Genomic DNA, 23,274 nt, shown 5'->3' on the forward strand with positions numbered 1-23,274 from the left:
TATAATAAAAACTGTATTAATTTGGTATAATTTTGATTTATTATTTATAATAAAGATAGGATGCATATCTAAAATTAGATGTAATTATAGATGTTAAGCTAACGGATAGCTTTTTATTAAATGATTTTTGTACATTTGTAGTAATGAACAAGTAGCATTGACATTTAATTAATGTAGGAGTGTTATGAGTTTAAATAATCTTGATTTTGAACAACCAATCGTAGAATTAGAAGAAAAAATTTCTTTATTGACTTCGCTTAGTCGTCAAGATGAAAAGTTAGATGTCAATTTCAATAAAGAGATATTACGTCTACGTGAAAAAAGTATGGAACTGACCCGTAAAATTTTTTCTAATCTAGGTGCTTGGCAAATTGTTCAGCTGGCTCGACATCCAATGCGTCCTTATACCATGGATTATGTACAACACATTTTTACTGATTTTGATGAACTGGCAGGAGATCGAGCTTATGCAGATGATAAAGCTATTGTAGGCGGTACCGCGCGTCTGAATTCACGACCAGTTATGATTATTGGCCATCAAAAAGGACGAGAAACCAAAGAAAAGATTCGCCGTAACTTTGGCATGCCAACTCCAGAAGGCTATCGTAAAGCACTACGGCTGATGAAAATGGCAGAGCGATTTAAAATGCCTCTATTAACATTTATTGATACACCTGGAGCTTATCCCGGTGTAGGTGCAGAAGAGCGCGGTCAGTCCGAAGCTATTGCTAAAAATTTGCGTGAAATGTCCTGTTTGTGGATTCCAATTATCTGTACTGTCATTGGAGAAGGTGGATCTGGAGGTGCTTTAGCGATCGGTGTTGGCGACAAAATTAATATGCTTCAATATAGTACCTATTCCGTAATTTCACCCGAAGGGTGTGCTTCTATTCTTTGGAAAAATTCGGATAAGGCACCACTTGCTGCTGAAGCAATGGGTATTATTGCATCACGTTTAAAAGAACTTAATTTAATTGATAGCATAATTCCTGAACCGTTAGGTGGTGCTCATCGAGATGTACTAGAAATAGCTGTATCATTAAAAGCACAACTGTTATTAGATCTTTCTGAACTTGAAAGTTTAAATGAAGAAGAACGATTGAGCCGTCGTTATCATCGTCTGATGAATTATGGCTATTGTTAGATGTTACAGATCATCAATATCTAATACGACGACTTACTCATGTTCATATTTAGTATTATTTATTTTTTTGGTACGATTTAGAATGTTACAAGCAATTAATTAAGTGCTTAAGCGTTTTGTTTGATGTTTATGATATAAACGACGATTTTGAAAGAATTGACTAAGTTGAATCGAGCAAGATCGTTCTAGCAAACCACTACTTGGTATAACACGATGATTTACTCCAGAATAACTTAATACATTTAATTGTGAACTCACTGCACCAGATTTTTTATCTTTCGTACCATAAAACAAGCGACTGATACGAGCATGAATTAAAGCACCAGCACACATCACACATGGTTCTAATGTTACATAGAGAGTTGAATGTAATAATCGATAATTACCTATTTTTTCTCCTCCTTGTCGTACTGCCATAATTTCAGCATGAGCAGTAGGATCATGTCGTTCGATAGAACAATTCCAACCTTCACCAATAATACGATCGTTTAACACGAGAACTGCACCAACAGGTACTTCGCCTATCGCTTCGGCACGATAGGCCAGTGTTATGGCATGCTGCATCCATTTTTCATCATTGCAAAGCTTATTCATAACCTTACTCATAATAATATTGAATTATATCTATTTATTACGTAGATGATGCAAAAAGTTTGTTAATGTAACTAAAATCTGAATATACAATTTCAATCAAAATAATGTTAATACTGCGCTAGTACTATATTTTGATATAAATGTTGTTATTGAAATTCCTATGTATACATTCAATATAAATGGCAGTAATTGGAAATTAATAATACACATATAACATTCATGATAAAATATCATAAAAATTTTTTTATACAATATTATTTAGTATATCAATCAGTTATTAAATACAAGTCACATAATTGATTAATTATTCATCTAGTTTATATTTGATTATAAATGCAAATAATATTTAAATATTGAAAATGTTTAATTATAATTTTAAAAAAGCTGTTATTTAAATAACATTAATTAAATAACATGAAATATTATAAATTAGCCCATCAACTATTTAATTCTTCTAAATAGGAAAATCGTTGTTTTTCATTTTTGATGTCTCATTTAAACTATAAACAATAATAAAATAAACAAAATATCTATGAACATTTAGAACGAATATAATTCATTCAACAAATGAGTTGGGCTCTTTAAAAATTTATATATAGAATAGTATATGTTATGAAATACTCATAAAATAAGTAATTCTAGTAGAAAAATAGAAGTGCTGAAGTTAAGCATGCCATATTAGTCTGAATATCATAGAAAATTATAAAATATAATATTCTCATTATTTCATGATATGATCTGTATCAATAATCATTGAAATAAATTATTTTATTCAATACACTACTTTTTTTTAGATACTAAACGTAGTCAAAGGAGCTACTATTAATCTGATTTTTCTTAATAAAAATATTAATTATGGAAAATGCTATTTTTAGCATTGATATTGATTAATATAGCTATGTTATATAATAACTTTATTGAAAATAATAAAATATAGATCCTATCTGTGGATCCAATTAATTATAATTAGTACTTAATTTGTTGTCCTGGTTATTTTTAATAATCAATATTCTATAAAAAAGAAAAATTAATAAATCATATATTTGTTCTTAGAAATAAGGTATAAGGCATATTGAATATTTCATATTATATTCTGAAAATATAAGAAAGTATTTCTTATTTTTTGACAGTTAAAAAAATAACTTATTTAAAATAATTTAAATTTGTAATTATAAAAAATACTATTCACAATAACTTTCCATTGACATAAATACACAAACTTTTAAAATATTAAATTAATTAAGAATATATTTAGTACATGTAAATAATTTAATAAGATATTACATAATTTTAATGTAGTACTTTATGAAAAAAATTTCTCTTATTTAATAAATTTACTACTAAAAACAGTAATTTAATAATTTACATTATAAAATATTAAGATAAACGCATGAATTATGTGTACGTAAAAAATATTTATTTTTAAAATGGTAATAGAGTATAAAATTTATTATATTTTATTAATAAAAATTTTTTAAAAACACTAAAATATATCATAAGTACTGTCTTTCTTTTGAATTTATTTTCAATGCAAGTCGAAAAGGTTGACCATGTTGATATAGCAACAACATATATACTATAAGATATATTCAATATAATATTAATTATTATTTATTCTTTTAAATCAAAATTCTGCTAACATAGTACATATACAACATAGAGCATATACAACATAGAGCATATATATAACAAACATATTACTAATAACACATTTAAAACTGAAAACAGTAATAGACATCAACTAAAACGATATTAATATAAATTAATGTTATGTTATTTATTAATAATAAAATATCTGCATTATTGATGATATACATTATTTTTTATTTTATTATCGTCATCTTTTTATTTTTAATATCAATTGCTCTAAGATTATAGAAATATGAGATATTTTATATTTTACAGATAAAATCTAAATTAAATAATACTATTATTTAGAATAATCATGAATCAGATATTGTCCGTGAAAATTTATCATATAAAATATCAGTTAGATAAAAATTTGATAATCAAGAAGATATCATTTAATATTAATTCATAAAAAATTATGTTATCGTTGTTTAATTTCTGATTCTACCGATGTTTTGCTACTGTTTCCACTAGTTTCTCGAGTTAGCAAGGGGACAAGATATCCTGAAACTTTTTCCCATAATTGCTGCATGATTATCAGTGCTTTTTTGTCTTCTACCATAAAATGCGCAGCACCTTGAACACGATCTAAAAGATGTAAATAATAAGGTAAAATACCTACTGAAAATAAAGTTTCACTAAGATTTGCTAATGTTTGTGCATTATCGTTGATCCCGCGTAGTAACACAGTTTGATTTAATAACGTTACTTTTGCATTCCGTAGGTGAGTCATACTATTACTTAGAGCAGTATCAATTTCTCGAGCATGATTAATGTGCGTGACCAGCACTACTTTTAAATGGCAGCGCTCTAGTCGTTGGCATAGATATTCGGTAATACGAGCTGGAATTACAACAGGTAATCTTGTGTGAATACGTAAAGTAGTTAAATGTGGAATTGTTTCTAAAAAGCTGATAAGTTCATCTAATTCATGATCTTTAGCCATCAAAGGATCACCGCCAGAAAGAATTACTTCATTTAATTCCGTATGTTGTTGAATATAATCTATAGCACGTAGCCAGTTACTTTTACTTCCCTGATTATTTTGATAAGGAAAATGACGTCGGAAACAATATCGACAATGTATTGCACAGCTTCCTTTAACTATCAAGAGAACGCGATTTTTGTATTTATGTAAAAGACCTAATACTGCAACATTATGTTGTTCATTCAATGGATCGATAGTAAAATTTGGCACCTGTAAAAATTCTTCATTGGTAGTGATTACCTGACGCAATAGAGGATCATCGGGATCACCTGGTCGCATTCTCGCTACAAACGCACGTGGAACACGAAAAGCAAATAAACGTCGCGCTTGAGCACCTTTGCACAACTCAGAATGATGATCAAGTCGTAATTGTTTTAACAGTACTATTGGATCCGATATAACATCACTAAGTTGCAATAGCCATTCGTCTTTTTTAGAATAAATACTTTTAATTGTAAAACTTGTCATTTTAACTGAGTTACTAAATATTTTAAAGAAGGACAATAACATATGGTATCTTATACTGCTAATGAATTATATTATGGTCTTAAAATTATTCAAGACGGTGAACCGTGTATAATTATTGACAACGAATTTGTCAAACCAGGGAAAGGTCAAGCATTTAATCGAGTTCGCCTTCGACAATTACTGTCTGGAAAACTGATTGAAAAAATTTTTAAATCCGGAGATTCTGTTAATGCAGCAGATGTAGTAGATATTAATTTAGCTTATTTATATAATGATGGTAGATGTTGGCATTTTATAAATAATAAAACTTTTGAACAGCTGGCCGTTGATATTAGTATTATTGGTAAAAATGCTAAATGGTTAGTTAAGCAGGTAGAATGTATACTAACCTTCTGGAATAGTCAACCAATTTCTATTACTCCTCCTAATTTTGTAGAATTGCAAGTCACCGATACTCATCCAGGCCTTAAAGGAGATACTGTTGGAACATGTAATAAACCAGCTATACTCACTACTGGAGCTATTGTTAAGGTGCCGTTATTCATACATATTGGTGATATAATTAAAATAGACACTAGATCTGGTGAATATGTTTCTCGAATTAAATAATTTATTGGAATATTGTTCCATAAATAGTTATAATTATCTATATGATATGTATCATGTCTAAAAATTATTAATTTGAACAATCTTTTTATTTTTGTCAATAAAGTGTGCAATGGCTAAATTATTTTTACGTAATAATTTTGCTATTTTTATAGCAATGCAATGTTTTAGTCTTGTATGGATACATTATCCAATGAATATCTAAAAAAGTAGTAGCAATTTTAATGACTATGATTTTGAATCATATATACCATTGCTATACATCATAGAACTTATAGTATAATAGTATATACAGAAAACATTAAATAACAGTTCATCGTATGAAACGTTATTAGATTTAATTTCGATCTTTAAAAATTTACATATAAATATCCATTTTAAAACAACAGAAAATTTATAACTAATGTTAATACAGTAATAAAGATATTCAATATTATATAATGAATATGTTGAATTATACTCTTTATTTACCATTCGATATTATAAACATAACCTTGTAATTTATACTCTATTCTATTTTTATATTTCTATCCGATCTTAATGGATCGGAGTAAATATTTTAATTGTATATTACTAAATATTCTAAATATTACAAAATAATATAATTTAAAAACATAGAGTTGCTCTAGTTATAATAACGGAAACAAATTAAATTAAAATTATAAAATTTCTTTTAGATATATTAATTTTCGATATTCCGCTAAAGTTAATAAAACCATGCATCTTTGTATGAAAATGTTATTGTTACTTTATGTGAAAATATTGAATTATTTAGAAAATCATTTTCTTAAATTAGTTAATCAAATTATTAGCAATCAGGCACATATTGTCTCATTGTAGCACGCATATCTTATCATACCTGCATACTACTACTTAGTAATAACATTTATGATCATGATATAATTACGAATGACTAATAAAACAATGTTTAACTTTATGCAATTTAAATAATTCACCCCCCATTCATAAAATAATATGTTCATATAATTTAAAGTTGTTAAAATATCCTCAAAAGGATCAAGGAGATTATTTTATTTCTTTATTTCTTATCCCTATGCGCACACACTTTGCATATCATAAAATAATATTAGGAAATTTACATTTAAATGTAACAGTGATAGCGTATGATCAATCAGCATAATAAATATTATTGGTTTATTTCTTCAATAGGTTGACACTGATATAAAATGTTTTTATTATCACTCCCGTATAATATATTATAATAAGGGAAACTACAGCAGTAAAATGTTGATTGGCTTAATACTGAGGCCCAGCATGAACTAAGTTTAAATATTTAGGTGTACCTTTAAATTTACTAAAATTTTCAATAAAAAGTTTTGCCAGTTTTTTTGTTTTAATCTGCCATTCATCGAAATTTACGTAAGTATTACGTGGATCGAGTATGATGTTATGTATTCCCGATAATACTACTGGTACCATTAAATTAAAAACTGGTAGTATTGTTGTCGGAGCACGATCAATTTCTCCACTCAAAATGGCCTTAATAATCATACGAGTATCTATGAGATTAATCCGATTACCTCTGCCGTTCCAACCAGTATTTACTAAAAATGCTCGAGATCCAGCAGCAAGCATACGCTTAACTAATACATCAGCGTAAATAATCGGATGCAACGATAAAAATGCTCCGCTATAACAAGCAGAAAAAGTAGGCAACGGCGCCATTATACCTCGTTCTGTTCCTGCTAATTTTGCAGTGAATCCAGATAAAAAATAATATTGAGTTTGTTCCATAGATAAGATAGCAACAGGTGGGAAAACGCCAAATGCATCAGCTGTAAGGAAAATAATGCGTGTAGCGTGTCCAGCACGAGAAATAGGTTGAACAATATTTTTAATATGTTCAATAGGATAAGATACGCGACCATTTTCTGTTTTACTAATGTCATTATAGTCAACATTACCATTTGACAAAATCATTACGTTTTCTAACAATGCATTTCGCTTAATCGCTTGAAAAATATCTGGTTCAACCTCGGGTGATAAACGGATAGTTTTGGCGTAACAACCCCCTTCTAAGTTAAATATTCCATCATCATCCCAACCATGTTCATCATCACCGATAAGACGGCGGCTTGGCTCAGTGGATAATGTAGTCTTTCCAGTACCAGATAATCCAAAAAATAATGCTACATCTTTTTTATGGCCTACATTGGCCGAGCAATGCATTGAAGCAATACCCTTCATTGGAAGAATGTAATTCATAACTGAAAAAAGGCCTTTTTTCATTTCACCACCATACCAAGTACCACCAATGAGTTGCATATTTTCAGTTAAGTTAAGAGCGACGAAATTTTCCGAGTTCAGACCTTGTTCTTTCCATTGAGGATTAGTGCATTTAGAACCATTAAGTACCACAAAATCAGCTTTAAAATTATATAATTCCTGGTCATTTGGCTGAATAAACATGTTTTTTACAAAGTGTGCCTGCCAAGCTACTTCAGTAATAAAACGTACTTGTAATCGACTATTTTCATTAGCACCACAAAACACATCAATGACAAATAGACGCTTTCCGCTAAGTTGTTTACAAATGAGATTTTTAAGATAATTCCAAGTCTCTTCTTTTAAAGGATGATTATCATTATCACCTTCCCCCTGATCTGACCACCATATAATATCTCGGGTTTTTTTATCACGTACTAAATATTTATCGAGGGGTGATCGACCAGTAAAAATTCCAGTATCTACTGCTACTGCACCTGAGTAGGTGAGAGTACATTGTTCAAATCCAGTAAGAGCGGGATTATTTTCTTCTTCAAATAATTTTTCAAAAGTAGGATTATATACTAATTGGCTGCAAGTAATGCCATAATTAAGTAATTGATGTGGAAAAATACTCTCACTTATCATTTACTGCTCCTTAGTCTAGAATAAGCCAAAGTTAGTGATAATAAAAATTGTTACTTGATTTATCATAATATATTAAGTAATAGACTACTAATCAGTAGTTATATTTTCTATATAAACAGACATAATCCCATTTTATTATATAATATGGATAGTTAAAAAGGAAAATACTTGAATAAGCTAATAATATCAATCTTTTCAATTTTGATTAATATCTTGCTGTTGCGTATTGGCTGAAAATTATTATCACTTTAGCATCAATATGCTAATATATATTAAACCAATGTACAATATATTGATATTCTAAATACGTTTATTGTTATATTGAAATATTATATATTTAGTTATAACGTATTGTTCGTTTGAACAATAAGTTCACTATACTAAATGTAATATTTAAAAAAAATAAAGCGCTGAGTATTTTAAGATAAATAGGTTTTAACTATGATTGAATCATTATAATAGTTATTATTGTAGAGTATTTTAATAAGACAACCAAGATAATATATCGTAATTTACTAATTACAACTTAGTTTATATAATTGTATATACTAATAATATAATTTAAAAATAAAATGAATACTTATTTAACCATTCAGTTAAGTATCTAAAATGAAATAATCAGTTATTAATCTGATAATATATTAATAGGATACAATATTCATTTAGAGTTATGTTATTAAAGTAACTAGTCTTCGACTATATTTTATTAGTACGTAGAGCATAGATGCTATCTATGTTTTTTATAAAAAATGTTTTGATTAGTTAATCCACATAATAACTATTATTTATTCTAAAAATAAAAACTTTTATAGAATAAACCGTGATTTTTTAACTCAAAAGAAAAGTATTATTACATTTTAATATAATAGCTAAATATAGGTGATTACATAATATTTATGTTAATGTCTATTACTATTAGATTAATATTATTAAAAATAATTTTAAATACACTTTATTATTAAATTTTAAAAATTTTACTTATCTAGATAATCTAATTTATTAAGGTAAACTACGATAGATAAAATAAATAAAAATTACTTAATATTTTATATATTTTCAATATGACTGCATAAATCAATGCATATTAAATATTATTAACTAATGATCTACTGTACTATACAGTATTCAACTTTAAATTTTATATATAAAAAATAATATTTAGTATGATACTGAAATTTTCATTTCTTTTTTTAAAGAAATTTTTATTTTTTTATTATATTATTTACTAAATTGATATAATCATAAATTATTAAGTTTTTTAACAAAGATTAAGGAAAAAGTTTAATAAAATACTCCGTATTTCAATTTATCAATATTTTTTTATTTTTTTCTAGATTTTATGCCATATTTATATGTTAAACGCACGGTTATAATTTATAGATAAAATCTAGTAAAATTAACTCTAATAAAATTATTTTTCAATATATAAAAAATACATTAACATTAATAGAAATATGTGTTGCATGAACAACTCTATGTTTTAATTAAACTATATATTAAAATATTTAACTAAATTCGATAAAAATATTGTTTTATACTAGTTCTATAGTATTATAGAAATAACAATTTAATAAAGGTATAACCTAATGAAGTTAATTATTAAAGATTTTTAAGAAATATTTAAATATATGTTTTTTAACATTAATAACGATTTCAATCGTCACATAGTTATGTAAAATTAGACAAAACGATTGGATAACTATGAAAATAGTTATTTTAATAATAATGTATTATTTGTTCAACATATAGTAGAAGGAAAAACTATCTTTTAAAATAACCAGTTTTTGAATAAAAATAATGTTTATTTATTACACGTTTTTCGTGTTTTAATTTTAAAATTATTATTTGATTAATATCTTTATTAAATAAAAAAATTTAGATATATTCTACTAACTTTTAATTTATTTTTATTCTTTCAATAGATCTTTAATTTGATTATGATAATAGTTACTGATTATAAATCGTTAGTAAATTAATGGTTATTACATTGATAATAATCTCATTAATAATAAGAAGTTCATCTTCAATATGACAGTAAATTATTTGATGTAAATTAATCTATTATTTTTAATATCCTTAGAATAATTCTTCTAATTTTTGATATAGGTTTAATATCGTTCTATATTAATAATATTTTATTATAAAAATTTATGTATAAAATGATAATAAAATCTAAATAGTATTTTTTACATAATAAAACAATCAATTATATATTGATATATATACTTATAACCTCATAGAGTTAAGTTATTTTTCGTCACAGAAAACAATTATAATGTATAGTAAATAACGATTACAATGCTAATGCTTGGATATTCATATTTTATAAAAGTAATATAATAATGCTGTAATACGAACAACTAATAATAGTTTTTAAAATTATTAATTACGTTATTATATTGATAGTTTCTTCATCTAATTATTAAATTAAATAAAAATATTTGGGATAAAAAGTAATAAAAATAGACTTTTTTAGTATATTCTACTGCGCCATTACTAAAATATCATTACTTGCCAATAAGTTAATTTACATAAAAATAGCTATTAATGTTTTAACATTATCTAATAATAAAACATTATTAACATAATATGTTTTACAACTAGAAACTTATGAATAGAACTAATATATTTTTTAAATATGTAATTTTAAAAAATCGCCATTTTCAATATTTTATTGAACACTATTAAAGTTCATTTAATTATTGAATTTTCCTAAATAACATTTTATATTGATATTTCTAATCAAAAAAAATAAAGAAGATTCAAATTTGTAACCAGTGATTAATTTGTGCTTTTCCATATTGTTGTTATAGATAAAAAAATATTATGTAGCATTGGTATATCCAAACTACAACTATCACCAGGAATTGATAATCTTTGACGGATGACAATAATAATGAATTGATTTCTACGAAGAAAAAAGTAGTTTTTGACATTATAGTAAATGGCATTATATTTGTTGATATTACGTATCTATATTATTAACACAATTATCATCAATAGCTGGTATCGTTTCTTATTATATCGTTTTCCATATTTATGGATTTCATTCTCTATGAATTTATCTTCAGAGGGGACATTGTAATTTCCAAGGATTTTAAAAAATCAAAATAATTCTTAAAAAAGACAAATCAATTATTTTCAGTTAAATGCGAATATCAATTATGCTTTTATGGAAAAATTGTTTTAGAGAACACTAAGGATGAATTTTTTATCGAATATGCAAAATGGAATTATTATCAGGTAATTACCATGCATAAAATTGCATCCTATCTATTTACTGATTGTGCTAGTGAAAGATAGTGTTTATGTAATGTGGCAACACGATCTTGAATCTTTTCACGACATCCATTATTATCAATAATATCATTGGCATACGTTAAATGTTGTTGACGTGAAGCTTGTGTTTCTAAAATCTTTTCTATTAGCGTTTGACTGATAGTATCCCGTTGCAGTGTACGTGTAATCTGTATTTCAGGCGTTACATCAACTACCAATATTCGATTAGCACGGTGCTGCAAGTTATTTTCAATCAGTAACGGTACTACCCATATCGCATATGGTGCATGAATAGAACATAATTGTTGTTCAGTTTTCTGTCGAATTAAAGGACGTAGAAGATTATTCAACCAAATCATTTGCTTCATGTCGAAGAAAACATGTGATTTCAGCATCATACGATTTAATGAGCCATCGGAACAAAGTATTTCTGGGCCAAAATTTTGTATAATAATATGTAAGGCAATACTATTTGGTTTGACCACTTGACGAGCAATTAGATCGGCATCTATTACGGGGATGCCGAATGCAGAAAAAAAATTAGCTATCGTGCTTTTACCACTTCCAATACCGCCGGTTAACGCGACAATATATTGTGTCATGTTTATTATCTGATTTAAAAAAATTGAATTATCTAATTGTAGTTAAATTACTGACATTTTATCATAAAAAGATAAATTTGCAATTTAGTGCTAATTTTTTTCATGTATGATACTTATTCTAAGATAAGAAAATTTATATTCTATATTAATTAGCCGTTCTTCATTTTGGTATGAGGTTTTTATGCGTATTGAAGAAGATATGAAATTAGGTTTTAAAGATGTTCTAATACGGCCGAAACGCTCAACTTTGAAAAGTCGTTCTGACGTTAAACTGCAGCGACGTTTTACTTTTAAACACCCTAATACTCATTGGTCAGGTGTCCCAATTATAGCTGCTAATATGGATACAGTTGGTACTTTTCGTATGGCACAAGCACTAGCACCTTTTAACGTGTTAACTGCAGTGCATAAGCATTATAATATAGATCAATGGCAGGAATTTGTATCACAAGTATCGGAATCAGTTTTAGATCATGTCATGGTATCTACCGGTATGTCTACTACCTATTTTGATAAAATGAAAAAGATTTTCGCATTGTCACCTTTACTGAACTTTATTTGTATTGATGTTGCGAATGGTTATTCAGAATATTTTGTTACATTTGTTCGAAAAGTTCGTGAGGTATTTTTAAATAAGGTCATTTGTGCTGGAAATGTAGTTACAGGTGAAATGGTAGAAGAATTGATTCTATCTGGTGCAGATATCGTAAAAGTAGGTATAGGACCTGGATCTGTTTGCACTACTCGAATAAAAACTGGAGTTGGTTATCCGCAATTATCAGCTGTAATTGAATGTGCTGATGCTGCTCATGGATTAAGTGGTCATATTATTAGTGATGGCGGTTGTTCTGTGCCAGGAGATGTTGCTAAGGCGTTTGGTGGTGGTGCAGATTTTGTAATGCTTGGTGGTATGTTAGCGGGACATGAAGAATGTGAAGGAACAATTATTGAGGAAAACGGCGAACGGTTTATGCTATTTTATGGTATGAGTTCTGAGTCTGCTATGAAGATTCATATAGGTGGTATACATAATTATCGAGCTGCAGAAGGTAAAACAGTTAAATTACCTCTTCGTGGTTTAGTAGAAAATACCATCCGTGATATCTTCGGTGGTTTGCGTTCCGCTTGTACTTATGTTGGTGCGCCACGTCTTAAAGAATTAACTAAAAGAACTAGTTTTATTCGTGTTTCTGAACAAGAAAACCGTATTTTTACTTATTCATAAGTTAAAAAATTAATATTTAATATATTAGAACGCTGCTAATATTCTATTTTTATTTTTATATAGTTTCATCACAGTATGATGTATGAACGATAATATATTTTTAGAATACGAATATGTATCAATTGTAGTTAAATTTATTTTATATGTATTTTACAAGCAGTAGAATACTTAAATATAAGGTATTCTATTTCTAGATATTTTACTACTCATTTTAATAAATTTTACTTTATATGAAATTAAATGATGCTGTTTAAATTTTATTTTTTATAAAGTCGTTCCATAATATAAAATTATTGTATTGATTGAAATACATTAATAATGTAGTACAATATTGATGCTCTCATGCAATTGAGACCATACTAATATTGCTTTGCCAGATTGAAGTTGACAGAACACATCCCTTACTTTTTGTGCTAGATCTTTTTCTTTGTCACCATAATCGGTACCTTCACGCAATACAAAAGATTCAATCAAATTATGTAGCGTAGTGGGTTCGATCTCTTTCCAAGGAATGACCATGATTTCTCCGAAAGTTACAAAATGTATATTATAATTAAATTTGATGGATAAATAATTTATTGATGATATTTACATACTCTATCCAAAAAGACAAAAAAACCTATTTTAAGAAATAAAATAAATCGTTAAATTTCAGTTTAAATCTCATAATTATCAGTGTATGTTATATACTTCTAATATCTTGCAATGGAAATGGTATACCATGTATTTCTAGTTACCTTTAGGATTGGAATTTCTACTATGGATGATGGATTATTCCTTCAAGAAGGTTATAATTAATGAATGATTGTTACTATTTAATTTCATATTAGTTTATAAATTATAAATTTTATAATTTAATGCTTAATTTTTAATTGAAAATTGTGTATAAAAATTATATCATATTTTTATGATTGGAAGTCAGAGACTAATTAGTGTAGTTAAACTACAAATTTTTTATTAGCTATGTATATACTAATGTAAGAACGTCTAATCAAACTTAACGTAAATTAATAATCAAACTTAACGTAAATTAATAAATGACAGGAATGTTGCGTCAAAAATGCATATATAATACATAGAGATAAAAAAAGCTATCTTATTATTTTGAATATGATATACAGCAATTATAATTAATCATTAAATATTTCTAATAATTTAGTTCTTATACATGGATTTGGTGTGCCAAAAAATAAAGTTATATCATAATATGATATGCAAAATTCATTATTAGTGGTATTACCAAGATATTAAAAATTTTTTTCATATGCATTCACAATTTGTTTATTAACCAATTATATAATTTCCTAAAGTTCTACTGTAGCTCATCAACTTCTTTTTTTAAAAGAAAACAAGTAATCTTGGATAAAAATTATTTTAATTACTTTTTTGTTGTGTAATTACTTTACTATATTCTTATAGTTTTTCATAGTATAGATAGATGATTCTATGTTTATAAAAATAAAGCATTCTTCTATATCTAGAAAACGATTTTTATCGTAAAAATATTTTAAAATTTTAGTTAAAAAACAAATTTCGATAATTTGTCAAAAATTTATTGACTAGATATATACCAGAAGTATATATAACTATATTTTATATAATCAATTTTATTGTAATTATTGTTTTCTTATTTGAAATTTATCTCGGTAATTAAGATTACCGATTTCGTATTATGAAATTACAATAAAATATATCTTTTAAATTCAAAAAAATTTTTTTGAGACTTTAATATATATTCATTAATATTGTAATTAGCAACATAATACTTAATTTATTAACATTAAATGTTATTAATGATCAACATCATCAAGAATCAATATTAAAATGTATAACCTATGATCAATAAATAAAGTGCAACTAAATTTTAAAAAATTTAAAATAAAAAATTCATAATTAGTATTGTTAATTATTATTTTATGTTTTAAATATCATTTAACCTTTGGTTAATAGTAATTCTTCCTAAGATAGCTGTATTATAATATTAATTATTATTTTTTATAATCTTTAAGATTGATCTTTAGTGAGTTAAGTGATATTCTATCACAGAATAGAATAACTATATGTTATTCAAAATATTAAAAGCGCTTTATTTTCAAGTAAAAATACAATATTTAAGTAAATCTTACCTTGTTCTATATCGTTAAATAGCGAAAAAATTTTTTATATTTTCTGATTATCAGAAAAACCTTTGATTCACTAAAACATATAATATTCAATTATATATGTCTATATATGTCTTATATATCTGATACTAAATATAATCTGATACATGATTTAGCTCTAGACATATATCATCATAGAATATGTCATTATATTTTTATATATTCTAATATAGAAATATGTTTTCTAGAAAAATCCTTAATTTAAAATTAATTAGTTTAGTATTAAAGAGTACTATGATTATAGTAGTTAGCTAATCACTAATTTATATTTTATTATTGTAATAAATATATGTACATGCAGAAAAGATTAATTTAATATTATTAACTATTATTAGTGAAATTTAGTGCATTTTAGATCTTTGATACCTTCGATATGAAGAAAATAAAAAAATTATCAATTCTATTGTACACATAGAATTTTTCTAAATATATTTATTAATACTATTTATGGACATTAATTTTCTCACGAAAAGAAAGAGTACAACTTTAAAAATATAATTTTAATTATAATTATGTCATTTTCCTTTCGAATAAAAGATTTAAGTATTTTTTTAAGTATCTATAGGATCATTAGTTTTTAATATATAATATCTTTAGTAAAATATATAGTAATAAGTAATACTTATTATAAACATTAATCAATTTACATTTATTATAAATAAATATTGTGTTATATTTAACATGCTAAATTTTAATATTTATATTTTCATAAATATTTCTTTTCTATTTTAATATGCATATATTTTAGCTGTTTTTCCAATTTTTTTAAAAAAAGAAAATAGAATAGCAATATTCAACTACTATTCTTCTGTCTAAAAGAAGCATAATTCACTTGCATTTTACATATTAGAGATATATAGTATCTTTTGTGTATTTGATGCAATATTATTGCGTCTAATGCTTATAGACTATTAAAAATTTACAATATGTAACGAGCTAAGAATAAGAAAAATTCTTGTAGTAATTTTTTATGTTTACATTTCCTGATAACAATATATTGATTTAAGTTTCAAATGTATTTTACTTTACGATAAAAACACAATTTTAGTTATATAAAAAAACTATATATGTTATATAACTACTCGCGATATTTATTCTATTTCAAGACTTATTAATATTAATGGTAGCACAATAAATTTCATAATTCTCATATTTAAAAGTAATTTTAGAGTAATTCTATTGTTTATTCGTCCAATAAACATAAATGTTATTTCTATAATCAGCTAATATCATATTAACAATCACTCAATAATTTTAAGTTATTTCAATAAAATACCTTTAAAATATTATTTAATAATTCAATTAATGCCAGTCATTTTGATGATGACCGCTCTTCGAAATTGATAAACCTGATAACAAGCTATATCAGCTTATTCATTATAATTTTGATATGTAAACCTAATTAATAAAATATATATTGAATGACTTAAACTATTCTAATATTTACGCTATCTTTATGTAATCAGCAATTAAAATAATTATAATGAAATAATAATTAATGCGTAATCTTACAAAAAGATTGGAAGATACTAATTATAAAATTTAGAAAAAAGCATATCAATATTAATAAAGATTGTTAATATTTTCCATTTTAGATTATCTATCAATTAAATATTAAAAAAATAATAAAATTACATTATACCTACAATACATAAAATTTTTCTAATGTTTAATATGATTATTAAATTATTAGATCAATAAAAGTATCTTTAATCTTAAAAGATTATGATAGCATTATACTACAGACTTTATTAAGTTTAATTTGATATCTTAATAAACAAACTAACTGAGTTAATTATCAATTAAAGTGATCAGATCATAATATCTAAATAAATAAAATTAAGAAAAATATAGTAATTTAAATATCTTAGTAAGATAAAATAAAAGAGAATTATATTCTCTTTTACTATAGAATTCGATAAGAAATTTACTAGACATATGTAAGTTTAAGTTCTAACAAATTTCTTTCAGAGAAAAGAGTTGTATGAGGTGATCTCGAAGCTTGTTTTAACGAAGATTTAATGTAATTGAAGACTATTATATATTATTCAATAATTGATTAATAAATATTGAGTCATTAAACCAGTGAATGAACTTTTTAATTTAACATCTTAGATTGATTATTATCAATACTGAACCTGATTTAATTAGTATGGATGTGAAGCTTCAATTGAAGGAATAGTGAAAATTAAAAGACTATCCTTTATCAGATGTGATCATTACAATTTATAAGGTAAGAAGATTATTTTAATTAAAATATTAACATTCACAATGTCTCATTGATGTTAAATATTTTAAAGTCATTTTTTAATTAAAATAATTAAATTTAAATTATTTATCTATAGGCAATATTCAATATATAGTCAATCAATGATCCATACAAATCATTTGGATTTGCTAAATGTCTTTTAAGCCATAAATGTCGTATTATATCAAATATATACATTTTAGAATTTATCATAAGATACAATGCAGACATTGTGTCGTACTTATGTAATATCTATTTGTTATATTTATGAAATCTCATCTATCTTAAACAAGATGGATGCCAAGGATTATATCATTCGTTTTTTCTAATTTTGGAGAAATTCCTACGTATTATACCTTATAAATTGTTTTCATACCTATGATCTAACCAATAGTATTACTTGGAACTAATGATCCAAAATAGTAATTTTTACTATTATGATGTCTAATGATTAGCCATATTGATCTTAATCAACGACAAATGACCTTAATAATTAATTTATTAGACAAGGATGATTATATATTTCTTGACACATATGAATATCAACCATAAAATTTTGTGCTCTTGCACTCGAATTATTTAATCATAATAGTTTATTATAGTTTTTAAAAATAAGCTTAGGAGATTTATTGAATGGCAACAATTAACCAGTTGGTACGAAAACCGCGTTCTATGAAAGTTTCAAAAAGCAACGTTCCGGCTTTAGAAGCATGTCCACAAAAGCGTGGCGTATGCACTCGCGTATACACCACTACTCCAAAAAAACCAAATTCTGCTTTACGTAAAGTTTGCCGTGTTCGTTTAACTAATGGTTTTGAAGTTACTTCTTATATTGGTGGTGAAGGTCATAATTTACAAGAGCACTCTGTGATACTAATTCGAGGAGGTCGTGTTAAAGATTTACCAGGTGTGCGATATCATACTATACGCGGAGCACTTGATTGTTCTGGCGTGAAAGATCGTAAGCGAGGTCGATCAAAATATGGTGCAAAAAAAATAAAGAATTAATAATTTTTAATTTATTGATTATATATAAAACTGTCAGGTTTTGGAAATTTCTCAATAAATTAGAGGTTCCTGAAAAAATTACGGAGTGTTATTTTCATGCCACGTCGTCAAATTGTTGGTCAGCGCAAAATTCTTCCAGATCCAAAATTTGGATCTGAATTATTAGCTAAATTTATTAATATTCTGATGGTAGATGGTAAAAAATCTATTGCAGAAACTATCAGTTATACTGCACTAGACATTTTGTCACAACGTTCTAATAAAAATTATCTTGAAGCTTTTGAATTAGCCTTAGGAAACGTACGTCCCACCATTGAAGTTAAATCTCGCCGAGTTGGAGGATCAACTTACCAGGTCCCAGTGGAGGTGCGTCCAGTTCGACGAAACGCATTAGCAATGCGTTGGATTATTGAATCCGCTCGTAAACGAAATGATAAATCTATGGCTCTTCGTCTTGCTAATGAACTCTATGATGCAGCAGATGGGAAAGGTAATGCTGTTAAGAAACGTGAAGAAGTTCACCGTATGGCAGATGCTAATAAGGCATTTGCTCACTATCGCTGGTAAAAAACCATATGACCATTTTCCTGACAAAATTTATAATCATTTATACATTTTATGTATTGCATCACTTACCAATGAATGAGTTTCCTGTAATAGAGGATAAACATGGCTCGTATAACGCCTCTCGCATGCTACCGTAATGTTGGTATTAGTGCTCATATCGACGCTGGTAAAACAACTACAACTGAACGGATACTATTTTACACCGGTGTAAATCACAAACTTGGTGAAGTTCATGATGGCGCAGCTACCATGGATTGGATGATACAGGAACAAGAACGTGGTATAACTATTACTTCTGCAGCTACTACATGCTTTTGGGCCGGTATGGCCAAACAGTTTGATTTGCATCGTATTAACATTATTGATACCCCAGGACATGTTGATTTTACCATAGAGGTAGAGCGCTCTATGCGTATTCTTGACGGCGTTATTATGGTATATTGTGCGGTAGGAGGTGTACAACCTCAATCTGAAACTGTTTGGCGTCAAGCTAATAAATATAATGTACCACGTATTGCATTTGTTAATAAGATGGATCGTGTAGGTGCTAATTATTTGCGTGTCGTTAAACAGTTAAAAACCCGTTTATCTGCTAATCCAGTTCCAATTCAGCTAGCTATCGGAGCAGAAGACAAATTTACCGGCGTCGTTGACTTGGTAAAAATGAAAGCAGTTAATTGGAACGAAGTAGATCAAGGTATTACTTTTACTTATGAAGATATTCCAGATGATTTACCTGAATTAGCTTATGAATGGCACCAACATCTAGTTGCATCTGCAGCTGAAGCATCTGACGAATTAATGGATAAATACTTAAACGGAGAAAAATTAACTGAAAAAGAAATTAAGTATGGATTACGTCAGCGCGTCATTAAAAATGAAATCATCTTGGTGACTTGTGGGTCAGCTTTCAAAAATAAAGGTGTACAGGCGATGTTAGATGCGGTAATTGAATACTTACCAGCACCAACGGACATTCCTGCCATTACAGGAGTTTTAAACGATGGTAAAACTCATACTAAACGCCAATCTAATGATAAAGAACCATTTTCAGCGCTAGCTTTCAAAATTTCTACAGATCCTTTTGTGGGAAAGTTGACTTTCTTTCGTGTGTATTCTGGTGTGATTAATTCTGGCGATATTGTATTCAATTCAGTGAAACAAAAACGTGAACGTTTTGGCCGTATAGTACAAATGCATGCTAATAAACGTGATGAGATCAAGGAAATGCGTGCTGGTGATATCGCTGCAGCTATTGGATTAAAAGACGTAACAACTGGAGATACTTTGTGTGATCCATTAGCGCCAATTATCCTTGAACGTATGACATTTCCGGAACCTGTCATTTCTGTTTCTGTAGAACCAAAAACTAAAATTGATCAAGACAAGATGGGTCTTGCTCTCAGTCGTTTAGCACAAGAAGATCCGTCTTTTCGAATGTGGATTGACGACGAATCTGGACAGACTATTATTGCTGGCATGGGAGAATTGCATCTTGAGATTCTTATAGACCGAATGCGTCGTGAATTTAACGTTGAAGCTAATGTTGGTAAACCTCAAGTAGCTTATCGAGAAACAATTCGTGCTTCCATTGAACAGGAAGGTAGATTTATTCGTCAATCTGGTGGTCGTGGCCAGTTTGGTCATGTATGGTTACGTATTGAACCAATAGAACCAGGTGGAAAAGTGTATGAATTTCTCAATAAAATTGTTGGGGGTATAGTTCCAAAAGAGTACATTCCTGCGATAGATAAAGGAATTCAAGAGCAAATGAAAAGCGGCGTTCTAGCTGGTTATCCAATCGTAGACATCCGAGTTACTGTTTTTGATGGTTCTTATCACGAAGTCGATTCTTCTGAAATTGCATTTAAAATCGCGAGCTCTATAGCATTTAAAGAGGGTTTTATGAAAGCAAAACCAGTTCTTCTAGAACCTATTATGAAAGTAGAAATAGAAACACCTGAGGACTATATGGGCGACGTTATCGGAGAGTTAAATCGTCGTCGTGGTATGATTGACGGTTTGGATGATACTACAACAGGTAAAACTATATATGCACAAGTTCCACTGTCTGAAATGTTTGGCTATGCTACTGATCTTCGTTCACAAACTCAAGGTCGTGCTTCTTATTCAATGGAATTTTTGAAGTATAATGAAATGCCAATTAATATTGCTCAACTTATTATAGATGCCCGTAAAACCAAGTAAAATTTTTAGCAATTTACAACAATCAAGATTTTGTACATTTATCGAAGTTATGAGAATATGATTCTGTATCAGAATAGTAAGGAATATAGCAGTGTCTAAAGAAAAATTTCAACGTATAAAACCACATGTTAATGTGGGTACTATCGGCCATGTTGACCATGGTAAAACAACTTTAACAGCAGCCATTACGACCGTTTTAGCCCAAACTTACGGAGGAAATGCACGTGCATTTGATCAAATTGACAATGCACCAGAAGAAAAAGCACGAGGTATTACTATTAATACTTCTCACGTTGAATATGACACTTCAAATCGCCATTATGCTCATGTAGATTGTCCAGGACATGCAGATTATGTGAAAAATATGATTACTGGAGCAGCACAAATGGATGGTGCTATACTAGTGGTAGCTGCCACCGATGGACCTATGCCGCAAACCCGTGAGCATATTCTATTGGCACGTCAAGTAGGTGTTCCATATATTGTCGTATTTATGAATAAATGTGATATGGTTGACGATGAAGAGTTGCTAGAACTAGTTGAAATGGAAGTTCGTGAGTTACTATCTCAATATGATTTTCCAGGAGATATGACACCAATTATCAGAGGTTCTGCTCTGAAAGCATTGGAAAGCGATCAAGTTTGGACACAGAAAATTATAGAATTAGCACATGCGCTTGATACTTACATTCCAGAGCCAAAGCGCACTATTGATAAACCTTTTTTATTACCAATCGAAGATGTATTTTCTATTTCTGGTCGTGGTACAGTCGTTACTGGTCGTGTAGAAAATGGTATTATCAAAGTAGGTGATGAATTAGAAATAGTTGGTATTAAAAATACTGTTAAAACTATCTGTACTGGTGTTGAAATGTTTCGAAAATTACTTGATGAGGGTCGTGCTGGTGAAAATATTGGCGTGTTATTACGTGGTATTAAACGAGATGACGTAGAACGCGGCCAAGTATTAGCTAAGCCAGGTTCTATTAAACCACATACTCAATTTGAATCGGAAGTGTATATTCTGAACAAAGATGAAGGGGGTCGCCACACACCTTTTTTTCAAGGTTATCGTCCGCAGTTTTACTTTCGTACTACTGACGTCACTGGAGTTATAGAACTTCCTAAAGATACTGAAATGGTAATGCCCGGTGACAACATTAAAATGCTTGTTAATTTAATTTCTCCGATCGCCATGGATGACGGTTTGCGTTTTGCCATCCGTGAAGGTGGTCGTACTGTTGGCGCTGGCATTGTCAGTAAGGTAATAACATAGGATAATTTTTATATATATAATGTTCTTATAACTCATTGCTAATAAATATTTATTATGATGTTTTTACATCCTTTTTACTAGTTTCATAGAAAGTGAAATCATGTATGAGAAAATGGATATTAACCTTTTCAGCAATCAACACGATGGTTTATATCCATTTTATTTTCTGCTTTTCTATGAATTATGAATAAAGAAATCACTGTTATTTTCATGTTAGAACATAAATAAATCAAATGACAAGATTCATTCATTTTTTTATCTGCTGTGTTATTAGTATTAACAAATTGAAAAGGAGTGTATTATTATTAGAAATAAAATCATTGTTTATATAAACCTTTGGCACATATTAAATCTTAATCTTAATAAGATAAGATATTTAAAATATTTAAATATTAA

12 protein-coding genes are annotated in these 23,274 nt (G+C 27.6%); 7 read left to right on the top strand and 5 right to left on the bottom strand.

Going from position 1 to position 23,274, the window contains the following annotated elements:
* Positions 1 to 184 precede the first annotated feature (184 nt).
* The gene (gene accA / locus ACICP0_RS01980; RefSeq protein ID WP_395479639.1) at positions 185 to 1,144 is read left to right on the top strand and encodes an acetyl-CoA carboxylase carboxyl transferase subunit alpha; all 960 of its coding nucleotides are present in this window, start codon (positions 185 to 187) and stop codon (positions 1,142 to 1,144) included.
* 99 nt (positions 1,145 to 1,243) lie between these two features.
* On the opposite strand, the gene tadA is transcribed toward accA, so the two are convergent.
* Positions 1,244 to 1,738 carry a tRNA adenosine(34) deaminase TadA gene (tadA, locus tag ACICP0_RS01985; protein WP_395479640.1) on the bottom strand — a complete coding sequence of 165 codons (495 nt, stop codon included), beginning with the start codon at positions 1,736 to 1,738 and terminating at the stop codon, positions 1,244 to 1,246.
* Between the two features lie 2,050 nt (positions 1,739 to 3,788).
* A complete protein-coding gene (epmB, locus tag ACICP0_RS01990; RefSeq protein ID WP_395479641.1) occupies positions 3,789 to 4,823 on the bottom strand; it encodes an EF-P beta-lysylation protein EpmB in 1,035 nt (344 codons plus the stop codon).
* 42 nt (positions 4,824 to 4,865) lie between these two features.
* On the opposite strand from epmB, the gene efp reads away from it, so the two are divergent.
* Positions 4,866 to 5,432 (top strand): elongation factor P, encoded by a 567-nt coding sequence (efp, locus tag ACICP0_RS01995; RefSeq protein ID WP_395479642.1) that lies wholly within the window; start codon positions 4,866 to 4,868, stop codon positions 5,430 to 5,432.
* Positions 5,433 to 6,686: 1,254 nt separating this feature from the next.
* On the opposite strand, the gene pckA is transcribed toward efp, so the two are convergent.
* Both pckA and coaE read right to left on the bottom strand, forming a co-directional pair.
* Positions 6,687 to 8,303 (bottom strand): phosphoenolpyruvate carboxykinase (ATP), encoded by a 1,617-nt coding sequence (pckA, locus tag ACICP0_RS02000; protein WP_395479643.1) that lies wholly within the window; start codon positions 8,301 to 8,303, stop codon positions 6,687 to 6,689.
* A gap of 3,269 nt (positions 8,304 to 11,572) precedes the next feature.
* The gene (gene coaE, locus ACICP0_RS02005) at positions 11,573 to 12,184 is read right to left on the bottom strand and encodes a dephospho-CoA kinase (RefSeq protein WP_395479644.1); all 612 of its coding nucleotides are present in this window, start codon (positions 12,182 to 12,184) and stop codon (positions 11,573 to 11,575) included.
* Positions 12,185 to 12,365: 181 nt separating this feature from the next.
* Between coaE and ACICP0_RS02010 the strand changes: the two genes are divergently transcribed.
* A complete protein-coding gene (locus ACICP0_RS02010) occupies positions 12,366 to 13,409 on the top strand; it encodes a GMP reductase (RefSeq protein WP_395479645.1) in 1,044 nt (347 codons plus the stop codon).
* Between the two features lie 312 nt (positions 13,410 to 13,721).
* Here the strand turns inward: ACICP0_RS02010 and ACICP0_RS02015 are convergent, their stop codons facing one another.
* Positions 13,722 to 13,928 carry a YheU family protein gene (locus tag ACICP0_RS02015; protein ID WP_395479646.1) on the bottom strand — a complete coding sequence of 69 codons (207 nt, stop codon included), beginning with the start codon at positions 13,926 to 13,928 and terminating at the stop codon, positions 13,722 to 13,724.
* Between the two features lie 4,524 nt (positions 13,929 to 18,452).
* Between ACICP0_RS02015 and rpsL the strand changes: the two genes are divergently transcribed.
* The 4 genes from rpsL (at position 18,453) to tuf (ending at position 22,878) form a co-directional block, all read left to right on the top strand.
* The gene (rpsL, locus tag ACICP0_RS02020) at positions 18,453 to 18,827 is read left to right on the top strand and encodes a 30S ribosomal protein S12 (protein ID WP_395479647.1); all 375 of its coding nucleotides are present in this window, start codon (positions 18,453 to 18,455) and stop codon (positions 18,825 to 18,827) included.
* A gap of 96 nt (positions 18,828 to 18,923) precedes the next feature.
* Positions 18,924 to 19,394 (top strand): 30S ribosomal protein S7, encoded by a 471-nt coding sequence (gene rpsG / locus ACICP0_RS02025; RefSeq protein ID WP_395479648.1) that lies wholly within the window; start codon positions 18,924 to 18,926, stop codon positions 19,392 to 19,394.
* A gap of 102 nt (positions 19,395 to 19,496) precedes the next feature.
* Positions 19,497 to 21,602: an elongation factor G gene (gene fusA / locus ACICP0_RS02030; protein WP_395479649.1), complete on the top strand. Its 2,106-nt coding sequence runs from the start codon at positions 19,497 to 19,499 to the stop codon at positions 21,600 to 21,602.
* 91 nt (positions 21,603 to 21,693) lie between these two features.
* Positions 21,694 to 22,878: an elongation factor Tu gene (tuf, locus tag ACICP0_RS02035; RefSeq protein ID WP_395479650.1), complete on the top strand. Its 1,185-nt coding sequence runs from the start codon at positions 21,694 to 21,696 to the stop codon at positions 22,876 to 22,878.
* Positions 22,879 to 23,274 lie beyond the last annotated feature (396 nt).

Origin of the sequence: Candidatus Curculioniphilus buchneri endosymbiont of Curculio glandium (genome assembly GCF_964275155.1) — a bacterium.
Lineage (GTDB): Bacteria > Pseudomonadota > Gammaproteobacteria > Enterobacterales > Enterobacteriaceae > Curculioniphilus > Curculioniphilus buchneri.